The sequence below is a fragment of the Lysinibacillus sp. JK80 genome (assembly GCF_027557635.1).
Taxonomy (GTDB): domain Bacteria; phylum Bacillota; class Bacilli; order Bacillales_A; family Planococcaceae; genus Lysinibacillus; species Lysinibacillus capsici.
Map to the genome: position 1 here is coordinate 941,980 of NZ_CP058997.1, position 23,899 is coordinate 965,878.

The 23,899-nt window shown below is 39.2% G+C and carries 26 protein-coding genes, 1 pseudogene and 1 riboswitch; of the genes and pseudogenes, 8 read left to right on the forward strand and 19 right to left on the reverse strand.

The genetic code is table 11. The annotated features are described in order from the left end of the window. Window positions 1–17 precede the first annotated feature (17 nt). Window positions 18–1,037, reverse strand: a complete 1,020-nt coding sequence (locus HXV90_RS04915; protein ID WP_269898517.1) for a serine hydrolase domain-containing protein — start codon at window positions 1,035–1,037, stop codon at window positions 18–20. A gap of 160 nt (window positions 1,038–1,197) precedes the next feature. Here HXV90_RS04915 and HXV90_RS04920 point away from each other — a divergent pair, with 160 nt between their 5' ends. Next, window positions 1,198–1,899 carry a DUF421 domain-containing protein gene (locus tag HXV90_RS04920; protein ID WP_269898518.1) on the forward strand — a complete coding sequence of 234 codons (702 nt, stop codon included), beginning with the start codon at window positions 1,198–1,200 and terminating at the stop codon, window positions 1,897–1,899. Window positions 1,900–1,968: 69 nt separating this feature from the next. Here the strand turns inward: HXV90_RS04920 and HXV90_RS04925 are convergent. The 3 genes and pseudogenes from HXV90_RS04925 to HXV90_RS04935 all read right to left on the reverse strand — a co-directional run bounded on the left by HXV90_RS04925 (window position 1,969) and on the right by HXV90_RS04935 (window position 4,216). Next, window positions 1,969–2,506 (reverse strand): annotated as a pseudogene (locus tag HXV90_RS04925) (DUF2306 domain-containing protein). Between the two features lie 232 nt (window positions 2,507–2,738). Then, a complete protein-coding gene (locus tag HXV90_RS04930; RefSeq protein WP_269898519.1) occupies window positions 2,739–3,152 on the reverse strand; it encodes a GNAT family N-acetyltransferase in 414 nt (137 codons plus the stop codon). A gap of 494 nt (window positions 3,153–3,646) precedes the next feature. Next, complete coding sequence (locus tag HXV90_RS04935) at window positions 3,647–4,216, reverse strand: group-specific protein (RefSeq protein ID WP_269898520.1); 570 nt, start codon at window positions 4,214–4,216, stop codon at window positions 3,647–3,649. Window positions 4,217–4,299: 83 nt separating this feature from the next. On the opposite strand from HXV90_RS04935, the gene HXV90_RS04940 reads away from it, so the two are divergent. After that, window positions 4,300–4,443 carry a hypothetical protein gene (locus HXV90_RS04940; protein WP_167444844.1) on the forward strand — a complete coding sequence of 48 codons (144 nt, stop codon included), beginning with the start codon at window positions 4,300–4,302 and terminating at the stop codon, window positions 4,441–4,443. Between the two features lie 5 nt (window positions 4,444–4,448). Here HXV90_RS04940 and HXV90_RS04945 read toward each other — a convergent pair whose 3' ends face one another. The 4 genes from HXV90_RS04945 to HXV90_RS04960 form a co-directional block, all read right to left on the reverse strand. After that, window positions 4,449–5,003: a hypothetical protein gene (locus HXV90_RS04945; RefSeq protein WP_269898521.1), complete on the reverse strand. Its 555-nt coding sequence runs from the start codon at window positions 5,001–5,003 to the stop codon at window positions 4,449–4,451. Window positions 5,004–5,069: 66 nt separating this feature from the next. Beyond that, the gene (locus tag HXV90_RS04950) at window positions 5,070–5,573 is read right to left on the reverse strand and encodes an NUDIX hydrolase (RefSeq protein WP_269898522.1); all 504 of its coding nucleotides are present in this window, start codon (window positions 5,571–5,573) and stop codon (window positions 5,070–5,072) included. Window positions 5,574–5,581: 8 nt separating this feature from the next. Continuing rightward, entirely contained in the window at window positions 5,582–5,956 is a 375-nt protein-coding gene (locus tag HXV90_RS04955; protein ID WP_269898523.1) for a hypothetical protein, read from the reverse strand. Window positions 5,957–6,060: 104 nt separating this feature from the next. After that, window positions 6,061–6,513: a hypothetical protein gene (locus HXV90_RS04960; RefSeq protein ID WP_269898524.1), complete on the reverse strand. Its 453-nt coding sequence runs from the start codon at window positions 6,511–6,513 to the stop codon at window positions 6,061–6,063. Between the two features lie 314 nt (window positions 6,514–6,827). Here HXV90_RS04960 and HXV90_RS04965 point away from each other — a divergent pair, with 314 nt between their 5' ends. Further along, entirely contained in the window at window positions 6,828–7,013 is a 186-nt protein-coding gene (locus HXV90_RS04965; protein ID WP_233436405.1) for a GNAT family N-acetyltransferase, read from the forward strand. A 386-nt stretch (window positions 7,014–7,399) separates the two neighbouring features. Continuing rightward, on the forward strand, window positions 7,400–8,443 hold the full coding sequence (locus tag HXV90_RS04970) for a beta-propeller fold lactonase family protein (RefSeq protein WP_308339960.1): 1,044 nt from the start codon (window positions 7,400–7,402) through the stop codon (window positions 8,441–8,443). Between the two features lie 106 nt (window positions 8,444–8,549). Here HXV90_RS04970 and deoD read toward each other — a convergent pair whose 3' ends face one another. Beyond that, complete coding sequence (deoD, locus tag HXV90_RS04975; protein WP_048395686.1) at window positions 8,550–9,257, reverse strand: purine-nucleoside phosphorylase; 708 nt, start codon at window positions 9,255–9,257, stop codon at window positions 8,550–8,552. 111 nt (window positions 9,258–9,368) lie between these two features. Next, window positions 9,369–9,587 (reverse strand): YozE family protein, encoded by a 219-nt coding sequence (locus tag HXV90_RS04980; RefSeq protein WP_048395688.1) that lies wholly within the window; start codon window positions 9,585–9,587, stop codon window positions 9,369–9,371. 248 nt (window positions 9,588–9,835) lie between these two features. Here HXV90_RS04980 and HXV90_RS04985 point away from each other — a divergent pair, with 248 nt between their 5' ends. Continuing rightward, window positions 9,836–11,677 carry a methyl-accepting chemotaxis protein gene (locus HXV90_RS04985; RefSeq protein ID WP_269898525.1) on the forward strand — a complete coding sequence of 614 codons (1,842 nt, stop codon included), beginning with the start codon at window positions 9,836–9,838 and terminating at the stop codon, window positions 11,675–11,677. A gap of 400 nt (window positions 11,678–12,077) precedes the next feature. Here the strand turns inward: HXV90_RS04985 and msrB are convergent, their stop codons facing one another. From msrB to HXV90_RS05010, 5 genes are all read right to left on the reverse strand, one after another. Beyond that, on the reverse strand, window positions 12,078–12,506 hold the full coding sequence (gene msrB, locus HXV90_RS04990; RefSeq protein ID WP_048395692.1) for a peptide-methionine (R)-S-oxide reductase MsrB: 429 nt from the start codon (window positions 12,504–12,506) through the stop codon (window positions 12,078–12,080). Next, window positions 12,499–13,032 carry a peptide-methionine (S)-S-oxide reductase MsrA gene (gene msrA / locus HXV90_RS04995; protein ID WP_004230216.1) on the reverse strand — a complete coding sequence of 178 codons (534 nt, stop codon included), beginning with the start codon at window positions 13,030–13,032 and terminating at the stop codon, window positions 12,499–12,501. The genes msrB and msrA overlap by 8 nt, the downstream gene beginning before the upstream one ends. A gap of 12 nt (window positions 13,033–13,044) precedes the next feature. Continuing rightward, entirely contained in the window at window positions 13,045–13,626 is a 582-nt protein-coding gene (locus HXV90_RS05000; protein WP_048395694.1) for a YpmS family protein, read from the reverse strand. Between the two features lie 4 nt (window positions 13,627–13,630). Then, entirely contained in the window at window positions 13,631–14,560 is a 930-nt protein-coding gene (locus HXV90_RS05005) for a GDSL-type esterase/lipase family protein (protein ID WP_227744879.1), read from the reverse strand. 400 nt (window positions 14,561–14,960) lie between these two features. After that, on the reverse strand, window positions 14,961–15,803 hold the full coding sequence (locus tag HXV90_RS05010) for a DegV family protein (RefSeq protein ID WP_036080608.1): 843 nt from the start codon (window positions 15,801–15,803) through the stop codon (window positions 14,961–14,963). A 275-nt stretch (window positions 15,804–16,078) separates the two neighbouring features. On the opposite strand from HXV90_RS05010, the gene trhA reads away from it, so the two are divergent. Next, complete coding sequence (gene trhA, locus HXV90_RS05015; RefSeq protein WP_048395699.1) at window positions 16,079–16,714, forward strand: PAQR family membrane homeostasis protein TrhA; 636 nt, start codon at window positions 16,079–16,081, stop codon at window positions 16,712–16,714. 43 nt (window positions 16,715–16,757) lie between these two features. Here trhA and HXV90_RS05020 read toward each other — a convergent pair whose 3' ends face one another. After that, the gene (locus HXV90_RS05020) at window positions 16,758–17,234 is read right to left on the reverse strand and encodes a dihydrofolate reductase (protein WP_048395701.1); all 477 of its coding nucleotides are present in this window, start codon (window positions 17,232–17,234) and stop codon (window positions 16,758–16,760) included. Between the two features lie 160 nt (window positions 17,235–17,394). Here HXV90_RS05020 and HXV90_RS05025 point away from each other — a divergent pair, with 160 nt between their 5' ends. Both HXV90_RS05025 and HXV90_RS05030 read left to right on the forward strand, forming a co-directional pair. Beyond that, complete coding sequence (locus HXV90_RS05025; RefSeq protein WP_269898526.1) at window positions 17,395–18,312, forward strand: alpha/beta hydrolase; 918 nt, start codon at window positions 17,395–17,397, stop codon at window positions 18,310–18,312. A gap of 62 nt (window positions 18,313–18,374) precedes the next feature. Beyond that, complete coding sequence (locus tag HXV90_RS05030) at window positions 18,375–19,571, forward strand: class I SAM-dependent rRNA methyltransferase (RefSeq protein ID WP_115674429.1); 1,197 nt, start codon at window positions 18,375–18,377, stop codon at window positions 19,569–19,571. 178 nt (window positions 19,572–19,749) lie between these two features. On the opposite strand, the gene HXV90_RS05035 is transcribed toward HXV90_RS05030, so the two are convergent. The 3 genes from HXV90_RS05035 to HXV90_RS05045 form a co-directional block, all read right to left on the reverse strand. Then, window positions 19,750–21,738: an alpha/beta hydrolase family protein gene (locus HXV90_RS05035; RefSeq protein ID WP_269898527.1), complete on the reverse strand. Its 1,989-nt coding sequence runs from the start codon at window positions 21,736–21,738 to the stop codon at window positions 19,750–19,752. Window positions 21,739–21,808: 70 nt separating this feature from the next. Then, window positions 21,809–22,486, reverse strand: coding sequence for a precorrin-3B methylase (locus HXV90_RS05040; protein WP_269898528.1), 678 nt, complete (start codon window positions 22,484–22,486; stop codon window positions 21,809–21,811). Window positions 22,487–22,538: 52 nt separating this feature from the next. Further along, window positions 22,539–23,531 carry an ABC transporter substrate-binding protein gene (locus HXV90_RS05045; protein ID WP_054549241.1) on the reverse strand — a complete coding sequence of 331 codons (993 nt, stop codon included), beginning with the start codon at window positions 23,529–23,531 and terminating at the stop codon, window positions 22,539–22,541. A 163-nt stretch (window positions 23,532–23,694) separates the two neighbouring features. Further along, window positions 23,695–23,881, reverse strand: a riboswitch (cobalamin riboswitch). Between the last annotated feature and the right edge of the window lie 18 nt (window positions 23,882–23,899).

Sequence of the window (23,899 nt, forward strand, 5' to 3'; positions counted from 1 at the left end):
AGACAAGCCTTATTCTTTTATAGGATAGCCTCTATTCCTTTAATCATATCAAAAGCGCCCTTAGATTTATTGGAACATACGACAACTTTGATGGAAGAAGCAGGATAATAGGCTGAATGGAAGCACACGCCAGGATCATACCCCATCACATGGTATTTCAGTATTGCTTGTTCACTATTCTTCTTAATCCATACACCATAGCCATAACAATCATTTTCATTCAGTTCGACATGAGGCATTAACAGTTGATTCGTTAACTCTTCATTTAAAAATTCGAAATTCATAAGTGCACTCCAGAACTTTGCCATATCCTTCCCTGTTACGAATGCTCCCCCATCGGAACCCCCTTTTACAGGTAAAGAATAAATATTTGTTTTCCAAGTTCCATCTGGGTTGTCTATGTACCCTAATGCTGTATTAGCTGGCAAAGAATCTAACGAAAAATAGCCTGATTCCGTCATATTCACCCGATCGAAAAGATGTTGTTGAATGTAAGCGGAAAAATCCATACCAGTTGCATGCTCTACAATTAACCCTAATACAATATATCCTGCATTATTATAGTGAAATCGCTCACCAACTTTATACTTCATTGGACGATTCTGAAATAATGGTAAAAAATCTCGCAATGTTCGAAGCTGGTACATCGGATTTTCAACCCATAACGCTTCAAAATTCTCCATTTCTTCCTCATCAAAATAATCGGGTATTCCTGACGTATGTGTTAGCAGATGAGCGATGGTTACTTGCTCATCGAAGTGCTTAAATAGTTGAGGCAGACAATCGCATAATTTCGTATCAAATGCTAGCTTCCCTTTTTCAATAAGCTGACAAATAGCGACTGCAGTAAAAATTTTACAGCCAGAGGCAATGCCAAAACGAGTTTTGGCATGATTGTCGATTTGTTCTGAGCGATTTGCATAGCCAAAACTTTGGCTGACTAAGGCAACCTTCTCCTGATTTTCCACTAGCACCGTTCCTGAAAAATCAACCTTCTCTTGTATGTCGATAAGAATATTTTGTAATTTTGTTTGCATAGATATTCTCCTGATTTTCTTAAAATTACTAAATAATAGCTTTTTTATTTTAACAATATCGTTTTGAACATATTTTTACAAGTCTATTTCGTTTCAATCCTGAAGATCCGCATAATCATGTAACGGAAGGAAACAATAAGAAAAAAGAGGATGTGTCGCTGTGGAATTTTTTCATAGTCAAGAATCACTTACTGCTATTCAATGGATTCTCCGAGCCATTGTCGCTTTTTTCTTCCTACTTTTCGCAACAAAAATTATGGGACAGCGCTCTATTTCTCAGTTAAGAATGCTGGATTTTGCAATGGCTATCACACTTGGGAATATTATCGCACATCCCTTATCTGATGAAGGTTTAGGAATGAAGGGTTCCATGATTACCATGGCCGTTTTAGTTGCGCTCTACCTCATCGGTGTTTTTTTGAGCCTAAAATGGGTTGCCTTTCGTCATTTGATAGACTCCCCGCCGATTCCCCTGATTAAAAATGGGCAAATTATTAGCGCCAACTTACAAAAGGCTAGAATATCTGTTGATTTACTTTTATCAGAGTTAAGAAAAGAAAAAATTGAAGAAGTTCAAAATGTAGCACTCGCTTTATGGGAACCAGACGGATCGATCTCTAGTTTTTTGCATACACCCTACCAAACACCAACACGAGCAGATATAAGTGTACAGTCTAATCCTTTTTTTCTTCCCACGGTTCTTATTAAAGAGGGAAAAATTGATTACCATGAGTTGAATAAAACCAAGCATACTGAGCAATGGTTGATGGGTCAACTGAAAGCAACTTATAATCTAGAAATAAAAGATGTCCTTCTTGCCACAATGGACCAAAAGAACAATTTGCATGTATTTAGATACTAATTAAAATTATTGCCAACGTAAAAAGCATTAGGCTCTATTTAATCCCAATGCTCGAAGAAGGTATTCAAGTCAAGTCGTTTTTGTTACATGTCGATTGTCTATAAATGCATGCAGCTTACGCTGGATATACCATTCCATCACGATTAAATTTGGCACCCAGCATAGCCAAGCGATAGAGGCATAACTATACTCAAAATTATCAAAGCCAAATACTACCGTAAACAAAGGGAGTCAAATTCGCAATGTGACAGCTGCGAAGGTTAAAGCATAATTTCTTAGCATCCATTTCTGATGGCCTTGGATATTTCTTTTTTTAATATGGACCAGCGCTTGAAACATGATGAAAAGCCACCCTATGGCTAATAAATCAAAGCCTAGCTGTGCTACCCATCCCCCTGTTGCATTCAGCGCTAAATAAAGTCCTGCCAAGCCCACCAAACAAAATACTAACCATATAGATATTGCCTAGTAGTCTATGGCGTTTCACATTTTTCTCTCGTAACTTTGATGACAACGTAAAAGGACCAATGACGAGGGCTAATATACCGAATACCATATGTATATAGAGCATGATATACCAAAATGAATGCAATGTTGCACTAATCATAAGCTTTAATTGAACAAATCCCGCCTGCCGTGCATCGAATAGTAAATATTGAACAACCGAATAGCCTGCTATGAACAATGCCACATACAATCCACCACAATTTTTGTTTCATTTTTATAGCTCCTTTCTATGTTAACGTACCATTCAAATCTCCGATCTTTTAACACAGACAAATAACAAGGCGTAAAAAGCATATAAGTGGACGTTTATCGACAGTACAACGAATTGACCATTAGGTAGTGCAGGTTAATAGACAGCCAAAACGCTCCACTCCAGGGTATTTTTCTCCTAAACTTGTAATGTGAAAGCCGAGATTTTTATAAAAAATCACTGCGTCTTGATCTGTTTCTGCATAAATGGAAGAAAAAGCATGATGTTCTTCTACATACCGAATCATCTCACGTCCAATGCCTTTTCCACGATAAGCAGGCGATACGGCTATATGTATAATTTCACATTGATTTGCCTCTCTTTTAACAATCCCTATACAACCGATAGTGTCTTGTGCAAAGGTATAGCCATACAATACTCTTTCTGGACATGCAATGTATAATGAATATTCCTTCTCCACTTTCTTTTCGGATGTGGCATAGGATAATAATGTTTTCACTTCGGGTTGAATCTTGCTTGAATGGATCATTTTCATGGAATTATACCTTTCTGGGCATTATGTCAACTTACTAATAATACCTTTAAATCACTATAATTGTAAATAATGTATTCGTATTATCATTTAATACTTCCATAATATACTAAAATATTTTCTTTTATGTTATGATGGCTAAAAAAATGGGGAGGGTGTACCTTGCTGGCTAAAGGCTATAAATTTAGTTTACCCCGCTTTTATTGGTTACTTTTCATCCCTATCTTTTTGGGGACGAGTTACAAAGCATTATTTTTTGATTGGCACATACAAAAATATACTTTTCATGAGTTAGAAGATTTCGGTCGTTATGTAATAATAATTGCTACAAGCTTCATTGAGGCCTTTTTCTATCTACTTATTTTTCGATTGATTGTCTATTTGTTTCAACTAGTATTTCGACAGTCTAATAGAAATCATAGCTAATGAGTAGGCGGAAGAAATTATGACATTTAAGGGTAGCCAACTACTCGGCATACCCTATTTCTTTTTCCACCTCAGCTAGGATTGAAGTGATTCCATGTAATGATTTCCGCTTCATCTACGTTGACATTGCCTAAGCTGAAGAGATGCGGAATATACGCAAAAAGCCCAAAGTTCTTCCCTTTTTCTTTCTCCGTTTGGAAATAGTCTACTGTTGCTGATGGTAGCTGTTCAAGTTCTCTATAATCAGGTAACGACAGTAGTTTTATATCCTCTACAGCAATTGCCCCTGCTGGCCCTTTATAGTGTTCCTTGGAATACAGGTACATCGCATTACGATTTGCCGCTAGTTTTTGGATTGGAATTTGATAAAACATTAGGCTTTCTCTCGTTGCAATACCAAGCTCTGTTAAAGCCTTATATAGATGACTAGGATGAATTGGTAGGAAATGAACAACATCATTCCACAAGCAATTTAAGTGAGGAATTTCTTTCATGAATAATTTCGGTCTCTCAGGATGATCAAAATATTTTTTCGAATATCGTTCATATAAATGTGGATACATTGCCCCTAACCTATTTAATGGCAAAAGCTCAAGACCCGCCATTTCCCTTGGAACCATATGATAAACATATCTCTGCATGACAAGCACCTCCACCTAACTAATTCTTCGAACATTTAGAAATTCCTGTTACAATCATTGTATAAATAGAAAGTAGGTGCAAGATGGAATTATTAGTTATCATTCTTATTTTTGCCGGGATTTTTGCTATATATGATTCGATTAGACGAGTTAACAATTCTATTTTGGAGCAAACGGAGGAACTAAAGAAATTACGAGAAGAGCTGAAAGGTAAGAATAAAAATTAGAGGGGCTAATACTTTTGCTTTGGATAATCAATTGAATTAGCAATATCAATCAGGACTTCAGCCGTTACTTGATCTGCCACATCTCGATCAATACTAAAGACATATTGCCAATTGTCTCTTTCAAATACAAGTAAATGAAAACCAATTCGTGGATTTTCAATATAGGCTGCCTCACTGCCATTTTTCAACTTAAATACATCTGTTTTATATTTTTCAAATGACATTTTATGCTGAACTGGTCGAACCTTGATTTTGAAATGATTTTGTGGCAATTGATCACTGATCATTACCACCTCCAGGTGATCATTCATTTCTCCTTCTAAATCACTAAACCTTCCTAAATGATGTGTAAAGCTGATTGGCGGTACTCTTAGGGGGAGCTTCAGCTCTTTACCATAGTGGTATTCGAACTCTTTTACCGCTACCTCTACTGTTTTAAAGCCGATTTCAGGAAGAAATTCTTCAAGAGGTTGTGGCGAATCACTGTCCTTTGCAAAAACCAAATTAAAAGTGGAAACATACGTAAATAAAGCTAGTCCAATAAGAATACGCTTGTTCATTTTACCGCTCCTCTAACCTATTTAAGTATAGGTTAACCTACAGAACCAGAATTATGCTGACATAAACTAACATGGCGTAATCTTATCGTTAAAAATGGACGTAAAGTAGCGAAGTGTCGGTACTACGTTATTCGCGTGAAGCATATTTTCAAGCTCTAGCTTTGTGACCCATTGAACTGCTGTCACTTCCTCCTCCTGAAGTTTGGTGTCACTAATTTCAAAGCTTTGCTCAAATAACCAAACGTCATAAAAATCATTGAAACAATCACGTCGTTTACTCTTTACTAATTGTCCATTAGTCTTCAATAATGATATCCCTATTTCCTCTTCCACCTCACGAATAGCCCCGTCCAAACTGCTTTCACCCGTTACTATAGAGCCTCCTGGACATTCCCATAAATGAGGATAATGTTTATTGGGATGTCTTTTTGTTAAAAGGAATTCTCCCTTGTTATTGCGAATCCATACGTGCACAACGATATGGTAATCTTCAGCTGCTAATGCTGTCCCACGTACATGACGCTTATTTGTTTTTTTGCGATTTTTATCATAGAGATCCCAGACTTCCATAGAGGACCTCATTTCTGAATTTGAACAAGCACATACTGCTTCGTCCACATTTCCGTTGTCACAATAGAACGTTCCCCATTTTTTTCGAAAAATAACCCGCTCCCCTCTTTTTCAAGAAATGCCCATCCTTCATTAGCCATCAATTGCTGAATGTCCTCGTCCACCTTCTGTATGCCCCTAGCTGAAATGGCTGCGAGGTACCAAGTTGCCTTCTTATCATTGGAGAGCGCCACTAAATCAAAGGGGGATGCATTTAATTTTTGTATAGCTTCCTTTGGTGTAAGGGAATCGATTGGCAAAGGAGGATATAATAATTTATTGCTATCAATAAAGACCCCACTTACTACGAAAAGAGCTACTATTAGTAAACCTATTTTTTTCAAGGTTCACCCTCCTCCTTGTCTGGTTAAGAATCGGCTGCTAAAATTTATCTGTAAAAGAGAGCTTCTATTTTGAAGCGGTCATACTTTATTTTTTTCATTGCTCTTCAAGCTTTTAATAATGAAGAAAAGTTATAGAAAGCATTTAAAACATCTTCTCCTAAAGGATCAGCAAATGCATGATTTTCCAATGGGAAGATTCCTTCATTCTCTAACTGCTCCAAATATTTCTTGAAGCCTTGATCTATAGCCTCCATATACCCCTTAAGAGAAAATTGATCATTAAATATTCTTTCGATAGGATAATGACTTTTATGTTCAATTAATATGTATTCACCATCGCTGGAAAAAATATAGTAATCATAGTTTCCGTGACAATCTATTTTTACTTCATTTGTATTACCTTGATAAAAACTAGTGAGCGTAGAGAAAAATTGTGGGATGGCTATAAAGGCTAAACCAGATCTAAAACTAAATAGTTGTTCATCATTTGACACATCAAATTGAATATCACCACCCTCTAAATTAATTTTTATCGTACACATATACTTATTTTTCAAAAATATACCCCCTCTATAAACCTATACATTTCATATTTTACCTTATTAAGTAAATAAACTATAGAACATGTTATCATTCTGTTTATAAAGATTTAATAGAAGGTGATAAATTTGATCATTAGAAAGGCAACTATAAAGATGCGAAAGGTATTGGAAAAGTACATGTTGATAGTTGGTGAACAACCTATAAGCATATTGTGCCAGCAAAACATTTAAGTAAATTATCCTACGAACAAAAACGCAATTATGGACACAAGAAATTGCCGACAAAACGAAGTATGTACTAGTAGCTGAAAATGAATTAGACGACATTATTGGCTTCACATCTGCAAGTAAAAGAGACTCAAACCCTTCCCCATTCCAAGTATGTAGAAACGCTCTATCTTTTAGAAAACTATCACAGAAAAGGGATAGGAAAACAATTGCTGAAGGAAATCTTTCATTGCTTTCATCAAAAGAACTACCAAACTATATTTGTCGAAGTCTTAGCTATAGAATAAAACACGTTATTTTTATGAACATTATGGGGCGAAGCTTAGAAATTACAATTGGTGGAAAAGGTTAAAAGAGTTAGTGTACGAATGAAAAGATAACGAAGAAGCTATTGAAAAGCTAATGTAATAAAATTGATTTTTATCGTCAAATCAGGAAATGTTTTCGAAGATCATATTCAATTTCAATGAATCTTATATCATTTTTAATCAAGCTAAACATCTTCATGTCTCCTATGCTTTTTAGTTTCAACATACTGCATTTTTTAGAAGAACCATACTCAGAAGTTTAGAACTGTTCCAATAACAAGTAAAAGTGGTAAAAGAGAATGGCTAGGTAAACGTACAACAAGCCTAGCTCTTTACGCATAAAGTAGCCATATATGACTCAAAGGATGTCCTGTGTGGGGAAAGAACATAAATATTTGAAAAAATTTAAGTTTACGTCAAATCCAAATTGTCATTGTCGCTGTTGTTGTCCTTGTTGTCGTTGTAAATGTAAGCCGCCATTTTTACCCATACCACCAAGTTGTCATTATCTCGTCTATGTGACAGATGCTGGGCAGCTCGCAACGCCTGATAATAGAGTTTCTGTGATCGATACCGCAACAAACACAATCGTCGCTACCATTCCAGTAGGATCTGCTCCGTTAGAAGTAGCGATTACACCTAATGGCGCTTTTGGCTATGTTCCAGCGTTCTTCTCGGATAATGTAACGGTTTTTAGCACTGCCACAAACTTGCCAATCGCTACCATTCCTGTAGGCATTGACCCCCTTGGTGTCGCCATTTCACCAAATGGAACACTTGCTTACGTGTCCAATCACGGATCGAACACTATATCGGTCATTAATACAGCCACCAATACCGTAACAGCCACTATTCCAGTAGGGCTACAACCTCAAGGTATTGCCTTTACGCCAAATAGTGCGTTTGCTTATGTTGCCAACGAGAATTCCAATTCAGTATCGGTTATTAATACTGCAACCAATACGGTGATTGCTACAATCCCTGTGGGAATTCGTCCTAGATCCATTGTTTTGACTCCAAGCGGGCAATTTGCTTATGTGACAAATGAAAATAGCAATTCGGTATCGGTTATTAATACCACTACCAATACAGTAGTGGCTACCATTCCTGTTGGTACAGGACCTGTAGGAACAGCGATTACCCCTGATGGAACGCTTGTTTACATTGTGAATAAAGGCAATAATACCGTATCTGTCATCAATACAGCCACCAATACGGTGATTGCAACTATTCCTGTCGGTGCATCTCCAGACCAAGTAACCATCTTGCCAGATGGTACTTTTGCCTATGTAACAAATCAAGTAGACAATACGGTGTCTGTCATCGACATAGCAACAAACATGGTAATTGCCACAATCCCAGGATTTAACGGGCCTACTGGTATCAAAACTGGAACAATCTGTCTATAATTACACCCAAAAAAGCAACCGACTACTTCCACCCCATCTTAGAAAATGGGCTGTTTTTTGTCGGTTGCCTGCATTCTTTATAAAGTTAATTATGGCTAAAGTTAGCTTAGTCTTGAATCGCTGCGTCTAAAGCGACCACGATCATGTCATTGAATGTTGTTTGACGTTCTTCAGCTGTCGTTACTTCACCTGTGATGATATGGTCACTTACTGTTAGAACAGCAAGTGCTTTACGGCCGAATTTTGCCGCTAATGTGTAAAGAGCTGCTGATTCCATTTCTACCGCTAGTACGCCGTATTGAGCTAATTTTTCGTTTTGGTGCTCATCTGAGTAGAATAAATCTGCTGTGAAGATATTCCCTACTTGTAAGTTAAGACCTGCATCTTTACCTGCATTGTATGCTTTTAATAAAAGATCAAAGTCAGCGATTGGTGCGAAATCGATAGCACCGCCCCAGATGATTTGGTTCATACGTGTATCAGATGTTGCTCCTTGTGCTAAAATCACGTCACGTACTTTTACATCTTTTTGAATTGCACCACAAGTACCTACACGGATTAATTTTTGAACATCATATTCTTGCATTAATTCTGTTGCGTAGATTGAAATAGATGGCACACCCATACCAGTTCCTTGTACAGAAATACGTTTCCCTTTATACGTACCAGTGTATCCGAACATATTACGTACTTCGTTGTAGCAAATTACATCTTCTAAAAATGTTTCCGCAATGTATTTTGCACGTAATGGATCTCCTGGAAGTAAAATTGTGTCAGCGATTTCACCTTTTTTTGCATTAATATGAATACTCATACTGCAATCCCTCTTTTCTGTCAGTTATCACTATAAATAATACTGTGTTTCTGTCATTTACGCAATGCTAGACGTCTAGCAACTACAAAATTATTTATAGTTTTCGTACAATTATGCTTGTTCCTCATAAAGTGTCCACAAAGTATCAAAGGTCTGGATTGTTAGGTTTTCCGTTGCATAGGTTTCTATATAGTCGGACAACTCATTAAAGTCTGTGCTCTGCTTTGGAAAATTATGCTCATGAAACACTTCCTCTGCAAAGCGTACTTTAGGGTCAGACCAATCGCCACCTCGATAGGTTAGGACATATAAATAAAAACTTTTCTTCATCGAACAAATTCCCCTTTTTATGCATTGGCTTTTTGCTAGTGTATCAAAAAAAATAGCATTCGTCATAAATTCCACTACTACTATATTTTACCCACTTATGATTTTAGAACTATTTTCATGGTCGATACTGACTTTTGTCATAGTTATTTTATCTGAAAAATTTTAATTTTTAGAAATAAAGATAGAAAAATCTAGCAAAATAAGATAAAATTGAAATCGATTATTTAAAAAATAGGAAGGTGATGGCGATGAAAAAGACTAAAAAAACCCATGGTACAGCGAAAAAACGCCCGTCTCTCTTTACTTTTAGCTTTTTTAAGAAGAGGAAAGCTTCTACACAAGGGGAAACTGGGAAAAATCCCCCTCCTATTAAAGAAAAACGACAACGTTTTTACCATTTAATTCGGGGTAAAGTGCTTATTATGTTTGCACTTCTTATTGTAATTAACGGTATTATGGGTATATTGTCCTATGTCAATATACAAAACTTGCAGCACCAAATGGAAGATTTCACAAAGAAAAATGTGCAGGAGCAACTAACGGTGAATCAACTTGCCTATGAGATTGCTAGACTGACCAATTTAGAGCAATCGTATTTAATTACGGGTAACGGCATTTATTCTACTTCTTATCATTTAAAAATAGATACCATTAATAAAAAGCTAGCCGCTTTGAAAGATCAATTTCAAGATCGCCAAGTGGAACTCGGTCATATGCAGGCAATCGAGCAATATTATAAAAATTACCTTGATTATTCAGATAAAGTCATGACAATGCGTGATGAGCTCGGTCTTGAGCAGGCTCGTAAACTGATGATGGGTGCTACTGGGGAAACAATGAAAACACATATCGATCAAAACATTGAAACCATTAATACTGTCATGGACGATTCCAATAAAACAAAATTAGACAAGCTTAACCAGCAGGTAAATATTTCTATCACTACATTCTTTCTCGTTTCAATCGTTGGCTTTTTAGCGATTGTAATTTTTGGCTTTATGCTATTTAAATCATTAAAACGTAATACACAAGCGATTAATGACTCTATCCTTGATATTGCGCAAGCAGGAGGCGATTTGACAAGACGTGTAAATGTGCGTAATCGTGATGAATTTTCGACTATTGCAGCCTCGACAAATACGTTAATTGAGTCGATTTCTAACTTAATTCGACGCGTAAGTGAGTTGGCGGATCATGTATCAAGCAGCAGTCAGGAGCTAATGTCCTTAGCAGATGAAAATGCGCGTACAATTCAGGATATTGCGGATGCGACAGCAGATATTGCGAGCGATAGTGACAATACGATTTCCAGTATGAATAGTGCGCAGCAAAAAATGAGCGACTTAGAGCATTCAATGCATCAATTAAATGAGCAAGCGAGTGCTGTCCATCGTGCCTCTATCGCCATGCAGCAAGCAGCCGATGAAGGTAGCCGCTCTGTGGAGCAATCATCACTCGTCATGCAATCCATTGAAGAAACAATGGCTTCTACAACATCTACTGTAGAGGCGTTAGGTCGTAAATCTGCGGATATTACCTCTATTATTGGTACGATCACGGCCATTTCTGAGCAAACGAATCTCCTCGCTTTAAATGCGGCGATTGAAGCGGCAAGGGCTGGTGAGCATGGACGAGGCTTTGCTGTCGTAGCCGATGAAGTTCGCAAACTGGCAGAGCAATCCCAAAGTGCAGCGAAAGAGGTCACATCGATTGTCACATCTATCCAAGATGAGGTCACATCCATCATTGCTCAAAATCACGAGGGTGTGACAACGGTCATCCGAGGCGTTGAAGTAACAAACGAAACAAATCAATCCTTAGCCAACATTTTATCGCATACCGAAGAAACAACGTCAATCATCGCGGCCATGGTGGATAAAATTGCGACAACGCTTGAAAATAGCAATGCGGTGGCAAGTGACTTCATTCATGTCAATGCCTACGCAGAACAATCCGCGGCCAACACTGTGACATCTGCGGCAGCAGCCACTCAAGGCTCCGCCTCTATGCAGGAAATCAACGCTGCAGCCACTGAGCTTGCCCAACAAGCAGATAGCCTACGCAACCTCGTGAGCGAGTTTAAAGTTTAAGCGAACTGAAAGAGAGAGGGAGAATCAATTTTTTATTGGTTCTCCCTTAACTTTGCGGTGCTATCCTTCTAATTTGCGGGGCTATCCCTCACTTTGAGCGTTCTATCCGCTACTTTTTCAGGTTTATCCTCCACTTTCAGATTTCTATCCAATTATTTGAGGGCTATCCCTCACTTTCAGCAATCTATCCGCTACTTTTTCAGGTTTATCCTCCACTTTTAGATTTCTATCCAATTATTTGAGGGCTATCCCCCTAATTTGTGGGGCTATCCCTCACTTTGAGCATGCTATCCGCTACTTTTTCAGGTTTATCCTCCACTTTTAGATTTCTATCCTTCTAATCTGCTGTGTCTCATGACCATAAAAAAACCTAGCAAGGAGCTACCTTGCTAGGTTTTTACTATTTAAATAGTGCTAGGTATTCGCCATAGCCTTCTTTTTCTAAATCTTCTTTTGCGATAAATCGAAGCGCTGCTGAGTTAATGCAGTAGCGTAAGCCACCTTGCTCACTTGGGCCGTCTGGGAAGACATGTCCTAGATGCGAATCTGCTTCTTTGCTGCGTACCTCCACACGACGCATACCGTGAGATGTATCGAAATGCTCGGTTACCTGTTCTTTTTCAATCGGCTTTGTGAAGGCTGGCCAGCCACAGCCTGAGTTGTATTTATCGAGTGAGCTGAATAAAGGCTTGCCAGACACAATGTCTACGTAGATGCCTTCTGCAAAATGGTCATCAAACTCATTACGGAATGGTGGCTCTGTGCCATTTTCCTGTGTGACATAGTATTGCATCTCTGTTAGTTCTTTTAAACGTTGTTCCTTATTCATGTTTGTTCCCCCAGTGTTGCTCCTGAAACGCTCGACGACCTGATCCAATCGAATAGCGCTCATAGTGCATTGGATTTTTCTTATAATACTGTTGATGATAATCCTCAGCCGGATAAAACGTAGTGGCTGGTAAAATTTTTACCATAATTGGTTTATCAAACTTGCCAGACGCTTGTAAATCTGACTTTGAACGTTCAGCTAGCTCACGCTGTTCTTCGTTATGATAAAAAATGGCCGTTGTGTAGGATTCTCCACGGTCGTAAAATTGACCCCCTGCATCTGTTGGGTCAATTAAAGTCCAATAAATCGCAAGTAGCTGCTCGTAGCTATATAACTCATCATCAAATGTGATTTGTACAGCTTCCACATGCCCTGTTGTTTCCGAGCAAACCTGTTCATAGGTAGGATTTACAACATGTCCACCTGTATAGCCTGAGATTACGGAATCAATCCCAGGTGTTTCGTCAAAGGGCTTGACCATACACCAAAAACAGCCTCCCGCAAATGTTGCATATTGCTTTGCCATTCATTTCACTCCTTATTCACCAGGAACAATAATTTCCAATAAGATTTTATCCTTTGGTAAGTCCAACTCTTTAGCACGTACACGTGAACCAGAGGCAATGTTAATGCGCGATAAATCAATATATATTTCTGCTTTATTCGGATTCACGGTAATCCATGAGGGAAATTCCACCGAATCGCGCATGATTTTCATTGTCGTTTCTGGTGGAATGTTTAATAACCCTACATTCATGCCTGTCTGTTTTAAAATAATATTCCCCTTGTCATCCACAATAGGATCAAAATTCATGGAAATGGGGATTTCCGTATAGAATACCGTCAGTGTGCTACGTAGTTGAATATCATCCCCAATTGTGAAATCAAGTGGTAAAGGTGAGCCTTTCGCTGCATCCTTTAGGTATTTTTTTGAGATCGATTCTAATTCCTTTGTTGTGGTTTGCACCACGAGTACATTTCCTTTGCTTTCACTTTCACCTGCTGAACTCTTCGCAACATGGACGCCATCCACTGGTCTAGTTGCTAAAAAAACGACGAGGAGGATTGCAAAAAGCACTGTGCCCGCTAAGGCGAAAAACGCGACTTTCCATTTATTCATTTTGTCACTCCTCGAAGCCTATTGCCTTGTTAATCTTTTTTTCCATACCACACTGCTCCATTGCTGCTAGTATACGCTCTGTCATTTTTTCATACCCCTTTGCATTCGGGTGGAAAAAGTCTGTATGATAGACGAGCTCTTCATTTGAATCAAACAAATCTTCTACTGATACGTAACAAGCATTGGAATCCTTGCTGGCTACTTCCTCTATCACATTATTCCATTCTGTGATAATCGTATCAAATTCATTCGCCTCATTGGTTACAATCGAAAATGGATTGTAAAAACCAATGAGTAATAAGGGCACTGTCGGATTTTTAGCACGAATGCCCTCTACGATTTTGCTGTAACGTTCCTTGTATGCCAGTAATTCCTTATCAAAAGCATCACGTTTCAGGTTAAATAAATCCTGCCTGACGACCTTCATGACATCATTGCCACCCATAGTTAAGGAAATTAACTGTGCTTCTTGCAGCTCCTCATCATAATGCCCTTTTTTCACTAATTTTAGTAGCTGATCGCTGCGTCTGCCACGTTTGCCCCGATTATCTACCTCTACATCCGAAATCGAAGGCCATGCGAGCAATGAATCTGCTAATCTTCCAACATAACCGTCTTGACTATACTCATCACCGACACCATCTGTCAACGAATCTCCCAGTGCCAAGTAATGTAGTTGCTTTGCTTGTTCTTCATCAATTTGCGATAAATCCTCTGCTGATGGCTCAAAAAAATGTTCAAAAATTTGCGTCAACATATTCTTAGATGTTTTTTCCTCATCTTCTGTTTGTTGCTCATCCTGCGGTATATCTTGCTCCGTTCCTGCTTGCTCACCTTCAGGTTCTGCTTGCGGATTCGGTTCATCGATTGATATTGCACAACCACTTAGTACAAAGACGGTCAAACATGACAACATAAATCGCCAAATGTCCATTTGACCACCTTCCATCCCTTTCTATTACTTCTATTATAGAATAGTTCATGCCGCAATGAAAAGTGACTTCCCCTTAGTTCTCCATAATTTTGTGTGCTTGCCAAATTTCCTCAGGTGTATGTATGGAAAAATGTTTGTTTATACAGTGTGCCTTTATGCAGAAGGGATGATAATTAGTAGGATGTCTGATTATTTTTGATGGCAACGTCATCACTGTTTGATTGAAGCTACTGTTCAACACGATTACTATTTAATTGAAGCCGCTCACGCTCATAGTTAGTCGAAAACTGATCACAGCTAAACAAAAACTGCTCATCTTTGAATAATCCGCTCATCCTGCTAGGAGATCCACGCATAATAAAAAAGCCACTACATTTACTTATGTAGTAGCTCCTTCCTGTTATTCTGCAAAATAAATAAAACCAATTGCTCCTGGACCTGTGTGTGTCGAGATGATTGGAGATGTAAAGGCAATTTCAACATCGTTAAAGCCAGTTTCTTCGATCAGCGCTTTTAATGGGTTGCCCATCGTTACGAGGCCATCTGCATGGGAAATGCCGACTGCCTTAACTGTTTTTCCAGCTGTATCTGCTTGGAATTGTTTAAATAAAAAATTGACTACTTGTTTATGACTACGTACCTTTGACACAGGATTGTATACGCCGCCTTCAAGGTTGGCAATGACTTTGATGTTTAGGAGGGAACCGATAAAGCCTGTGCCTTTACCAATTCGACCGCCTTTGATTAAGTTTTCGAGCGTGTCTACAATAACGTATAAATGTGTATTGTCTCGTACCTTTTCTAAACGTGCCACGATGTCCTCCACAGTGGCGCCTTCATCTCGCATGCGGATGGCCTCTCGTAGTTGGATAGCTAAACCAATCGCGATAAAGCGTGAGTCAATGACTGTCACATCGGCATCTGTCATTTGAGCTGCTTGACGAGCTGATTCTACTGTGCCACTCATACCACCAGTCATATGGATGGAGATAATTTGATCGCCATCTTTACCGAGCTCATCATATAATTCCTTAAATTTACCTGGTGCTGGTTGTGAACTTTTCGGTAAATTTTTTGCATTTTTCATTAAGCCTAAAAAAGATTGTGGCTCTAAGTCCACTCCATCTGTATATGTTTGACCATCAATTTGAATCGTTAAAGGCACGATATGTATGCCATGTTGTGCTACTTCTTCTTTTGTTAAATCACAAGTTGAGTCCGTTACTATATGAATTCGTCTCACTTCGACACATCCTTTTACTTCATTAAAATTTATTATATAGACTAATGAATCATTATGTAAACATGACATTTGTCATTAGGCAAAGCTCTGTCCTAGCTAGCATGTAAACGCTACCTTGGATACTATAGCGTTTTCACCTACCTCTTGTCTATCAATGCCCCTCAAAGAATATGACAGGCTTATGACATTTTTGATATGAACTATATGACAAATGTAAATGTTCATCTATAAATTATTGGGGTATAGTAAATGTACGAACGAAAGGAGTGTTTCAAATGGTTGATTCATTTGACTATAAATCATGGAGGGAAGAGCTGTGGAATGCCATAACACACGGTATTGGTTTCATTGCTAGTATTCCAGCACTGGTTGTTCTACTGTTAGCAGCCGTACAAACAGGAAATGCCCTACATATTACAACCTTCAGCATTTTCGGTGCGTCTGTCATCATTCTGTTTTTAATGTCTACATTACTACACAGTATGCCAGAAAAATATAAACACTTTTTCGCTATTTTGGACCATTCGTCCATTTATATTTTAATTGCCGGCACCTATACGCCGTTTTTATTAATTGCCGTTGGTGGTTCCCTTGGATTGACGCTACTATGTATTATTTGGTCATTGGCTGTGCTTGGTGTATTGTTTAAATGTTTCTTTATTAATCGCTTTGAAGTACTTTCATTAATTTTTTATATTGGCATGGGCTGGTTAATTATATTTGCCATTAAGCCCGTTTATCTGTATTTAGGTTTACATGGCTTTGCTTTACTGCTAGCAGGTGGGCTATTCTATACGATTGGAGCGATCTTTTATGCATGGCGCTCTCTGCCCTTTAACCATGCAATCTGGCATCTCTTTGTGCTAGCTGGTTGTGCCTCCATGTATGCGTGTGTTTATTTTTATCTATAATAAAAGCAATCGCTCATTGTGAAGGGAGCGATTGCTTTTTCGTCTATTTACGTTCAAAAATTTGATATTGGAATGTATAACCTTCTGGTGCTGTTTCAGGCTCCTCTGAAGAGACTTGAACAAAATCATGCTCATAGCTCGGGAAATAGGTGTCTCCCTGAAAGGCATGATTAATTTTTGTGATATACAAGCGATCAGCCATCTCCATCACTAAACGGAAAATTTGCTCGCCGCCAATAATCATCACCTCAGGTACATCTCCAGCTAGCGCTAAAGCACCTTCCAAGCTAGTCACAATTTCAATGCCTTCTGCCTGATAGTTTTCGTCACGTGTAATGACGATGTTGCGTCGCCCTGGAAGTGGTCGACCGATGGATTCAAATGTTTTACGTCCCATAATCATAGGCTTGCCCATTGTTTTTTGTTTAAAATACTGCAGATCCCCAGGTAAATGCCAAGGCATCCCATTGTTATATCCGATGACGTGATTGTCATCATGTGCCACAATTAAAGAAATCATACTGTCCCTCCAAATACTTTCGTCCCTTTTATTATAAACATAATGCGCTTATTTCACCTATTTTTAAATAAATAAACATTTGTTACACCTAAATCCTAGTAAAATTATATGAATAGTTTATAATAAGAATAACAAACCTCTCAATAAAGGAATGATGAAGATGATAACTTTAAGAAAAGAAGCTGTTCAATATCTAGAAGCTCAGCGTACTGGTACACCTTATTACAAAGTTTCACCGCAGGAAGCGAGAGCCATGCGGACGGTTACACAATGGCAATCTGCACACAAACCGAAGCTAGCATCCATTGAGGATCACAAAATTACAGTGCGAGATGGCGAACAAATTACAGTTCGGCTTTATACGCCCGTTCTCGGTAAAACATTACCTGTTATTGTTTATTATCATGGTGGAGGCTGGGTCTATGGCAATCTAGAATCTGTCGATGTAGGCTGCCAGTTATTAGCAGACCAGGCACAGGCGATTGTGGTATCAGTGGATTACCGCTTAGCACCTGAATATCCTTTCCCAACACCCTTACATGATGCCTACGATAGCTTAGTATGGGTGCACGATCATATGGAAGCCTTAGGTGGCGATGCAAGTCGATTATCAGTTGCTGGGGACAGTGCTGGCGGAAATTTGGCTACTGTAGTTGCATACTTAGCTACTGCACTCGAGGGACCATCGTTACACGCTCAAACACTCATCTATCCTGTCACAAATGTCGATTTTTCAACAGTATCTTATCTGGCATATGGTGAAGATTACGGCTTAGATACACAAGCCATGCAGTGGTTCTCTCATCACTATACAGAGGAAGCAAACTTCACAAATCCACTTGTGTCCCCTCTTCAGCTAGAGGAAGTCCGTAACATGCCGAAAACATTCATTATAGCTGCAGAGGCAGATGTTCTCTTTGATGAGGGTCTAAGCTATGCACAAAAGTTAAAGGCTGCTGGTGTGGTAGTGGAACATATTACAATGCCAGGTTTAATCCATAGTTATTTCAGTAAAATGAATTATTTTGAAGAAGCAACGATTGAAACCGTGACAAAAATTGCGCAATTCCTGAAATAAGTTTGGCTATCCCGCGCAAACAGTGCGATAATAGAGCAAAACGTTTTTTAAAGGATGACACTATGACACAAACAATAGCTCTACAAATACAACAGCCCTTTTCTGATCAATTAAAAAAAGGCTTCCCACTTATTTCAAAGGATGCGGTTGATGCACGACGTTTACCTGCTGAGCAAGGAACACTCCTCAGACTCATGGATCATCATAACCGTTTTATTGGAACAGGTTACTACGGCATCCAAAACAAAGGGATTGGCTGGGTGCTAACGACCGATGCGAATGAAACAATTGATAAAACTTTTTTTATAAAAAAATTCAAAAAAGCCATCGACAATCGTGCTGCATTTTTTAGCAATGAAAACACAACAGCCTTTCGTGTGTTTAATGGTGAAGGAGATGGCATCGGCGGTCTTACGATTGATTTTTTTAACAGCTACTACATGGTAAGCTGGTATAGTGAGGGCATTTATTCATTTAAAGAAGTCGTGTATGAGGCGCTTGCTGAGACAGTAGACTACCAAGCGATTTATGAGAAAAAACGCTTTGATAGCAAAGGACAATATATCGAGCAAGATGATTTTGTAATGGGCACGCCAGGAGAATTTCCTATTATGGTGAAGGAAAATGGTATGACCTATGCGGTGCATTTAAACGATGGCGCCATGACAGGGATTTTCCTCGATCAACGTGAGGTACGATTGGCTATTCGAGAGCGTTATGCCAACAACACAGACATGCTGAATACGTTTTCCTATACAGGAGCATTTTCTGTGGCAGCCGCTCTAGGAGGAGCCATCAAGACAACGAGTGTAGATGTGGCAAAGCGTAGTTTAGCCAAAACGATTGAGCAATTTAGTGTCAATCATATTGATTATGAGGCACAGGATATAAAAGTCATGGATGTCTTCCATTATTTTAAATATGCACAACGCCATGCTTTACAGTTTGACCTTGTCGTATTAGACCCACCTAGCTTTGCACGTACGAAGCAAATGACCTTTTCAACGGCAAAGGACTACCCTAAATTACTAAAGGACACGATTGCCATTACCGCTAAAAACGGCATCATTGTGGCTTCCACAAATAATGCCAGCTTTGGCATGAAAAAGTTCAAAGGCTTTATTGACCAAGCCTTTAAAGAGACTCGTACACGCTATAAAATTGTCGAGGAATATGGTTTACCGAAGGATTTCCGTGTACCACGTGAATACCCTGAATTTAATTATCTGAAGGTCGTGTTCATCCAGAAAATCGACTAACCAATCGAGAATCACACCAAGGTGTGATTCTTTTTATGTAAGGAAAAGTTGATTCTACCTAAGGAGGTTCGGTACCTCTACAATAAAGGTTCCAATAGATTGAAACGTTATAAACAATCAAACAGAGCCCTTCTATTAAAAGTAGCCTAAGAAGAGAACATCTTCTTAGGCCACCCGATTATAGATATTTCACAAACCAATCACGGATATATTCAAGTCGATTAATTCGTAATGTAGGCTTTCCACTTCTTGAAAGTTCATGATTCGCCTCAGGGAAACGCACGAATTTTGTTTGTTTTTTACGATATTTTAAGGCGATAAACAATTGCTCTGCCTGCTCAATTGGACAACGATAGTCTTTTTCACCATGTAAAATCAATAATGGTGTCTCCACTTTGTCTACATACTTCAGTGGCGAATGATGCCATAGCTTCTCTATATCATCGAGTCCTGCTTGAATTTGCCAGTCTGTAAAATAATAGCCGATATCACTGACACCAGCAAAGCTAATCCAGTTCGAAATGGAGCGCTGCGTCACAGCTGCTTTAAAGCGATTTGTATGGCCCACAATCCAGTTGGTCATAAAACCACCGTAGCTTCCACCAGTTACACCTAGACGATCTTGATCAATAAAATCATAGTGCTCCAGAGCGTAGTCTACCGCTGCCATTAAGTCCGCATAATCATTACCACCATAATCGCCACGTACTGCATCCACAAATTTTTGGCCATAGCCATGACTACCACGCGGATTAGTATAAAGCACTGCAAAGCCTTGTGCAGCAAGGATTTGGAATTCATTAAAGTAGGTATTGCCATACATTGCATGCGGACCACCATGGATTTCAAGAATGAGAGGATATTTCTTCCCTGCTTCATAGCCAACTGGCCTCATAATCCAGCCATTGACCTTCCAGCCTTCTGCACCTTCAAATTCGATACTCTCGGGAACAGCTAATGTTTTGGTTTTTAAAAAATCTTCATTAATGGACGTCAACTGTTCTTTGTCACCTGTTTTTAGGTTCACATAAAACAGATCGCCTGGATTGGTCGTTGTGCTAATAGCCGCAATAGCCTGATCATTTTGCGCATCAAGTGAGAAGCCATAGACATATTGATCATCATGGATAGCTGGGTAAATTTCGCCATCTACATTTCCGTAATAAATCGCCGCATTGCAGTGATCTGTGACTTGGAAGTAGAAGCTATGATTATCATTCATCCATTGCACACGTGGTGACGCTACACCTTGCAGGAAATCACCGATGACATAATCACCAACAGGCGCATCAAATTCACTTGTTACACAGTTTAGTAGTTTTTGCTCCATGTCATAAATCCAAAGCTTTGCTTGTGTGGCATTTTCAAATTCACGTTCTCCACCTACAAAAGAAAGATAGCGACTATTCGGAGACCAAGCTGTTTGGTAATAAGCACCCGAACCTTCTGTTAGCTTGTGACTCTGTTTCGTTTCTAACTCCAATAAATAGATATCCACATTAAATGAGAAATCTAAATCCTCCGCTTTATCTGCTAAGTACGTAAGGTATTTGCCATCTGGCGACCAAGTACCCAGATGGCAGTACTCTTTGCCTTCTGTCACTTGTTCTAGCTCTCCTGATGCCACATTGACAATGGCAATATGGGTAAACTGCTCCATATCAATAAATCCACCAGCATCCGATTTGTGTTTCATTTTCTCGATTTCTAGTGGCTTTAGTTCTTTGTCCTTTTTCTTCTCATCCTCCGCTTTATCTAGGATGGTTTCATCTTTCCCTAGCACGACTGAAAAAGCAATTTTCTTGCCACATGGTGACCAGACAGGGGAGGTCGCTCCATTTTTACAATGTGTCACCTGTTTTGCCTCTCCACCTGCTCTCGAAAGAACATAAATTTGCGGCTTACCTGTTCTCGTTGACAAAAATGCAATTTGACTGCCATCTGGTGACCAAACAGGGGAACTCGTTCTATCTTCACCAAATGTCCATTGCTGTGGTGTTTTGTCCTTCAAGTTTATGTAAAACAAATTCGATATATAGTCATTTTTCTTCTCGTCCATACGAGTCTCTACATAAACTACCTCTGTCCCATCTGGTGAAAGCTGTGGATCTGCTACTGATTTTAAGTGATAAAGATCTTCTGGTTGAATCCCTTGTTTCGATGTCATGTTCTTGCTCCTTTGTATTGTAATTTTCTGTGCCTTACTACAATACTTCGACACCCTAAGTAATATTCCTCTATTTAATTGAATTTTTTACTAGTTCCCAATATTCTGCCGACTTTGTTCTGCGATAAAATTTATAAAAGGGCTCATTTGGGCGAGCATGCTCCTTATAAAGATTTATCAGGTGCAGTAAAAAATCTTCAATTTGTGTGACGTCTACCCTCTTAGCGAATAACGTGCCTGCCTGTGCCTTTGTTCCCATTGGTACTGCCCCTAAATAGACATCAAAGCTTTCTTGTTGGTAAACGAGTCCAATATCATCATAGACTGCATTGTAGCAAGCTGATGCACAGCCATTAATATTGACACGCACTCTTGCAGGTACCTTCATCCCCTCTATGGCATGATAGAGCTGTTCGGTTATCGGAGCAGCCTCCATTTTCTCCCCATCACAAAAATCGCAGGCCTTCATGGCTATGATTGAACCAGAGGGAGCAACATAAAGACCTGCTTCCTGTAAGGCTTGCACCGCTTCCGTGGCATCGCACGTTGGTATGGATACGAGTATACTATAGGAAGCAGAATATTTTATCGCCCCCTTTTCGCCAGCAATTTCGGCTATTTTTTGGAATTGTGCAGGAGTATAATGCTTATTAATAATGCCAGGGCTAACGGCTAGACGGGTAAACTCACCATGACGGTTCAGTGTTTCAAATGTTTGATCTGGTACATTTTTTTGAAATGCGTTCATTTTTATCGCTCCTTATAAAAAAGGAGCTAGCAAAAACGCTAGCTCGAATGGATTAAAAGTTTTCAGGATAGAAGCCCTTTGCTAAAATTTCAATGGCCTCTGCCGCACGAACCCCTTCAGACGCTGCTGAAAGTGGCAGGATGACAAAGCGCTCATTTTTGACCGCTTCCATCTCCTTTAAGGCTGGATCATTTTTTAAGAATTGGATCTTTTGGTCTGCCGTTGTTTCACCGTAATCAATCACGACAACTACCTCTGGGTTGCGGTCTACTGCATCTTCCTTCGACACAGTTGTCCAGCCTGATTCCACATCACCAAAGATATTTTGTCCACCCGCGATTGTCACAAGCTCATTCATAAAGTTTTGACCAGCTGTAAATACATCCTTTTCACCGCTATCAAACACAAGAACACGTAATTTTTCGCTATCTTTTGGTAATTTAGCTTGTACTGCCTCTACATCTTTCGTCATTTGCTCAATTAAAGCTTCGCCACGATCCTCAATACGGAAAATCTTCGCGATATTTCGAATATCAGTGAAAATATCCTCTAATGTTGGCTTTGTCATGTTGGAAGCCGTATGTAAATACGTATGGATGCCTAATTCTTCAAGCTCTTCTGGTGTGCCTACACCCTTTTCGCCAAAGCCACTTTTCCAGCCTGCATATAGGAAATCTGCCTCGGCATCGATGACTTGCTCCTTCGTTGGGTATTGATCGGAAAGAACAGGGACTTTATCGTATGCCTCTTGCAGTGGTTCATAGATTTTATCATCTAAGTAAGCTGTCCCTACCATAGAATCCTCTAAACCAAGTGCTAGCATAATTTCTGTCACATGTTGATTTAAGCTAATCGCTTTTGTTGGTGCTTCCGTATATGTTTGCGTTGTGTCATTATTTTCAATGGTTACTTCTGCTGCCGCCTCAGATGGCTCAACCTTTTCACCTTGTGCAGCTGATTCCGTTTTGTCCTTTGCGTTACAAGCCCCTAAAACAGCGACCAAGGCAATGATCATCATCAGCCATATACTTTTCCATTTCTTCATGTCCTTTTCTCCTTTGCTGTTAAAATATAGAAAGAAATCAGAGACTTCTTTACTACTAAGGTAGTTGGAAGGGCATAAAAAAACCCTCTTGTCGCCAAGAGAGTAGCATAGTGAAATAACGGTATCATTACCTTCATCACTATCCCCATCCTCGTGGTTCTTAGTCAAAAAATACATACTGGCAGGTATCCTGGCTTAGGTTCATCATCTATACGCCTTCCCATAGTTTCACTACAGTGGCATGCTGTATAGACTCCCCATTTACAGTTGCGGGACAGCATCGGAATTGCACCGATTTCCCTTTTAAGCAAATGACAAATGCCATTTGCACCAATACGTTCTATAATGGTCAATACTATTGATAGACT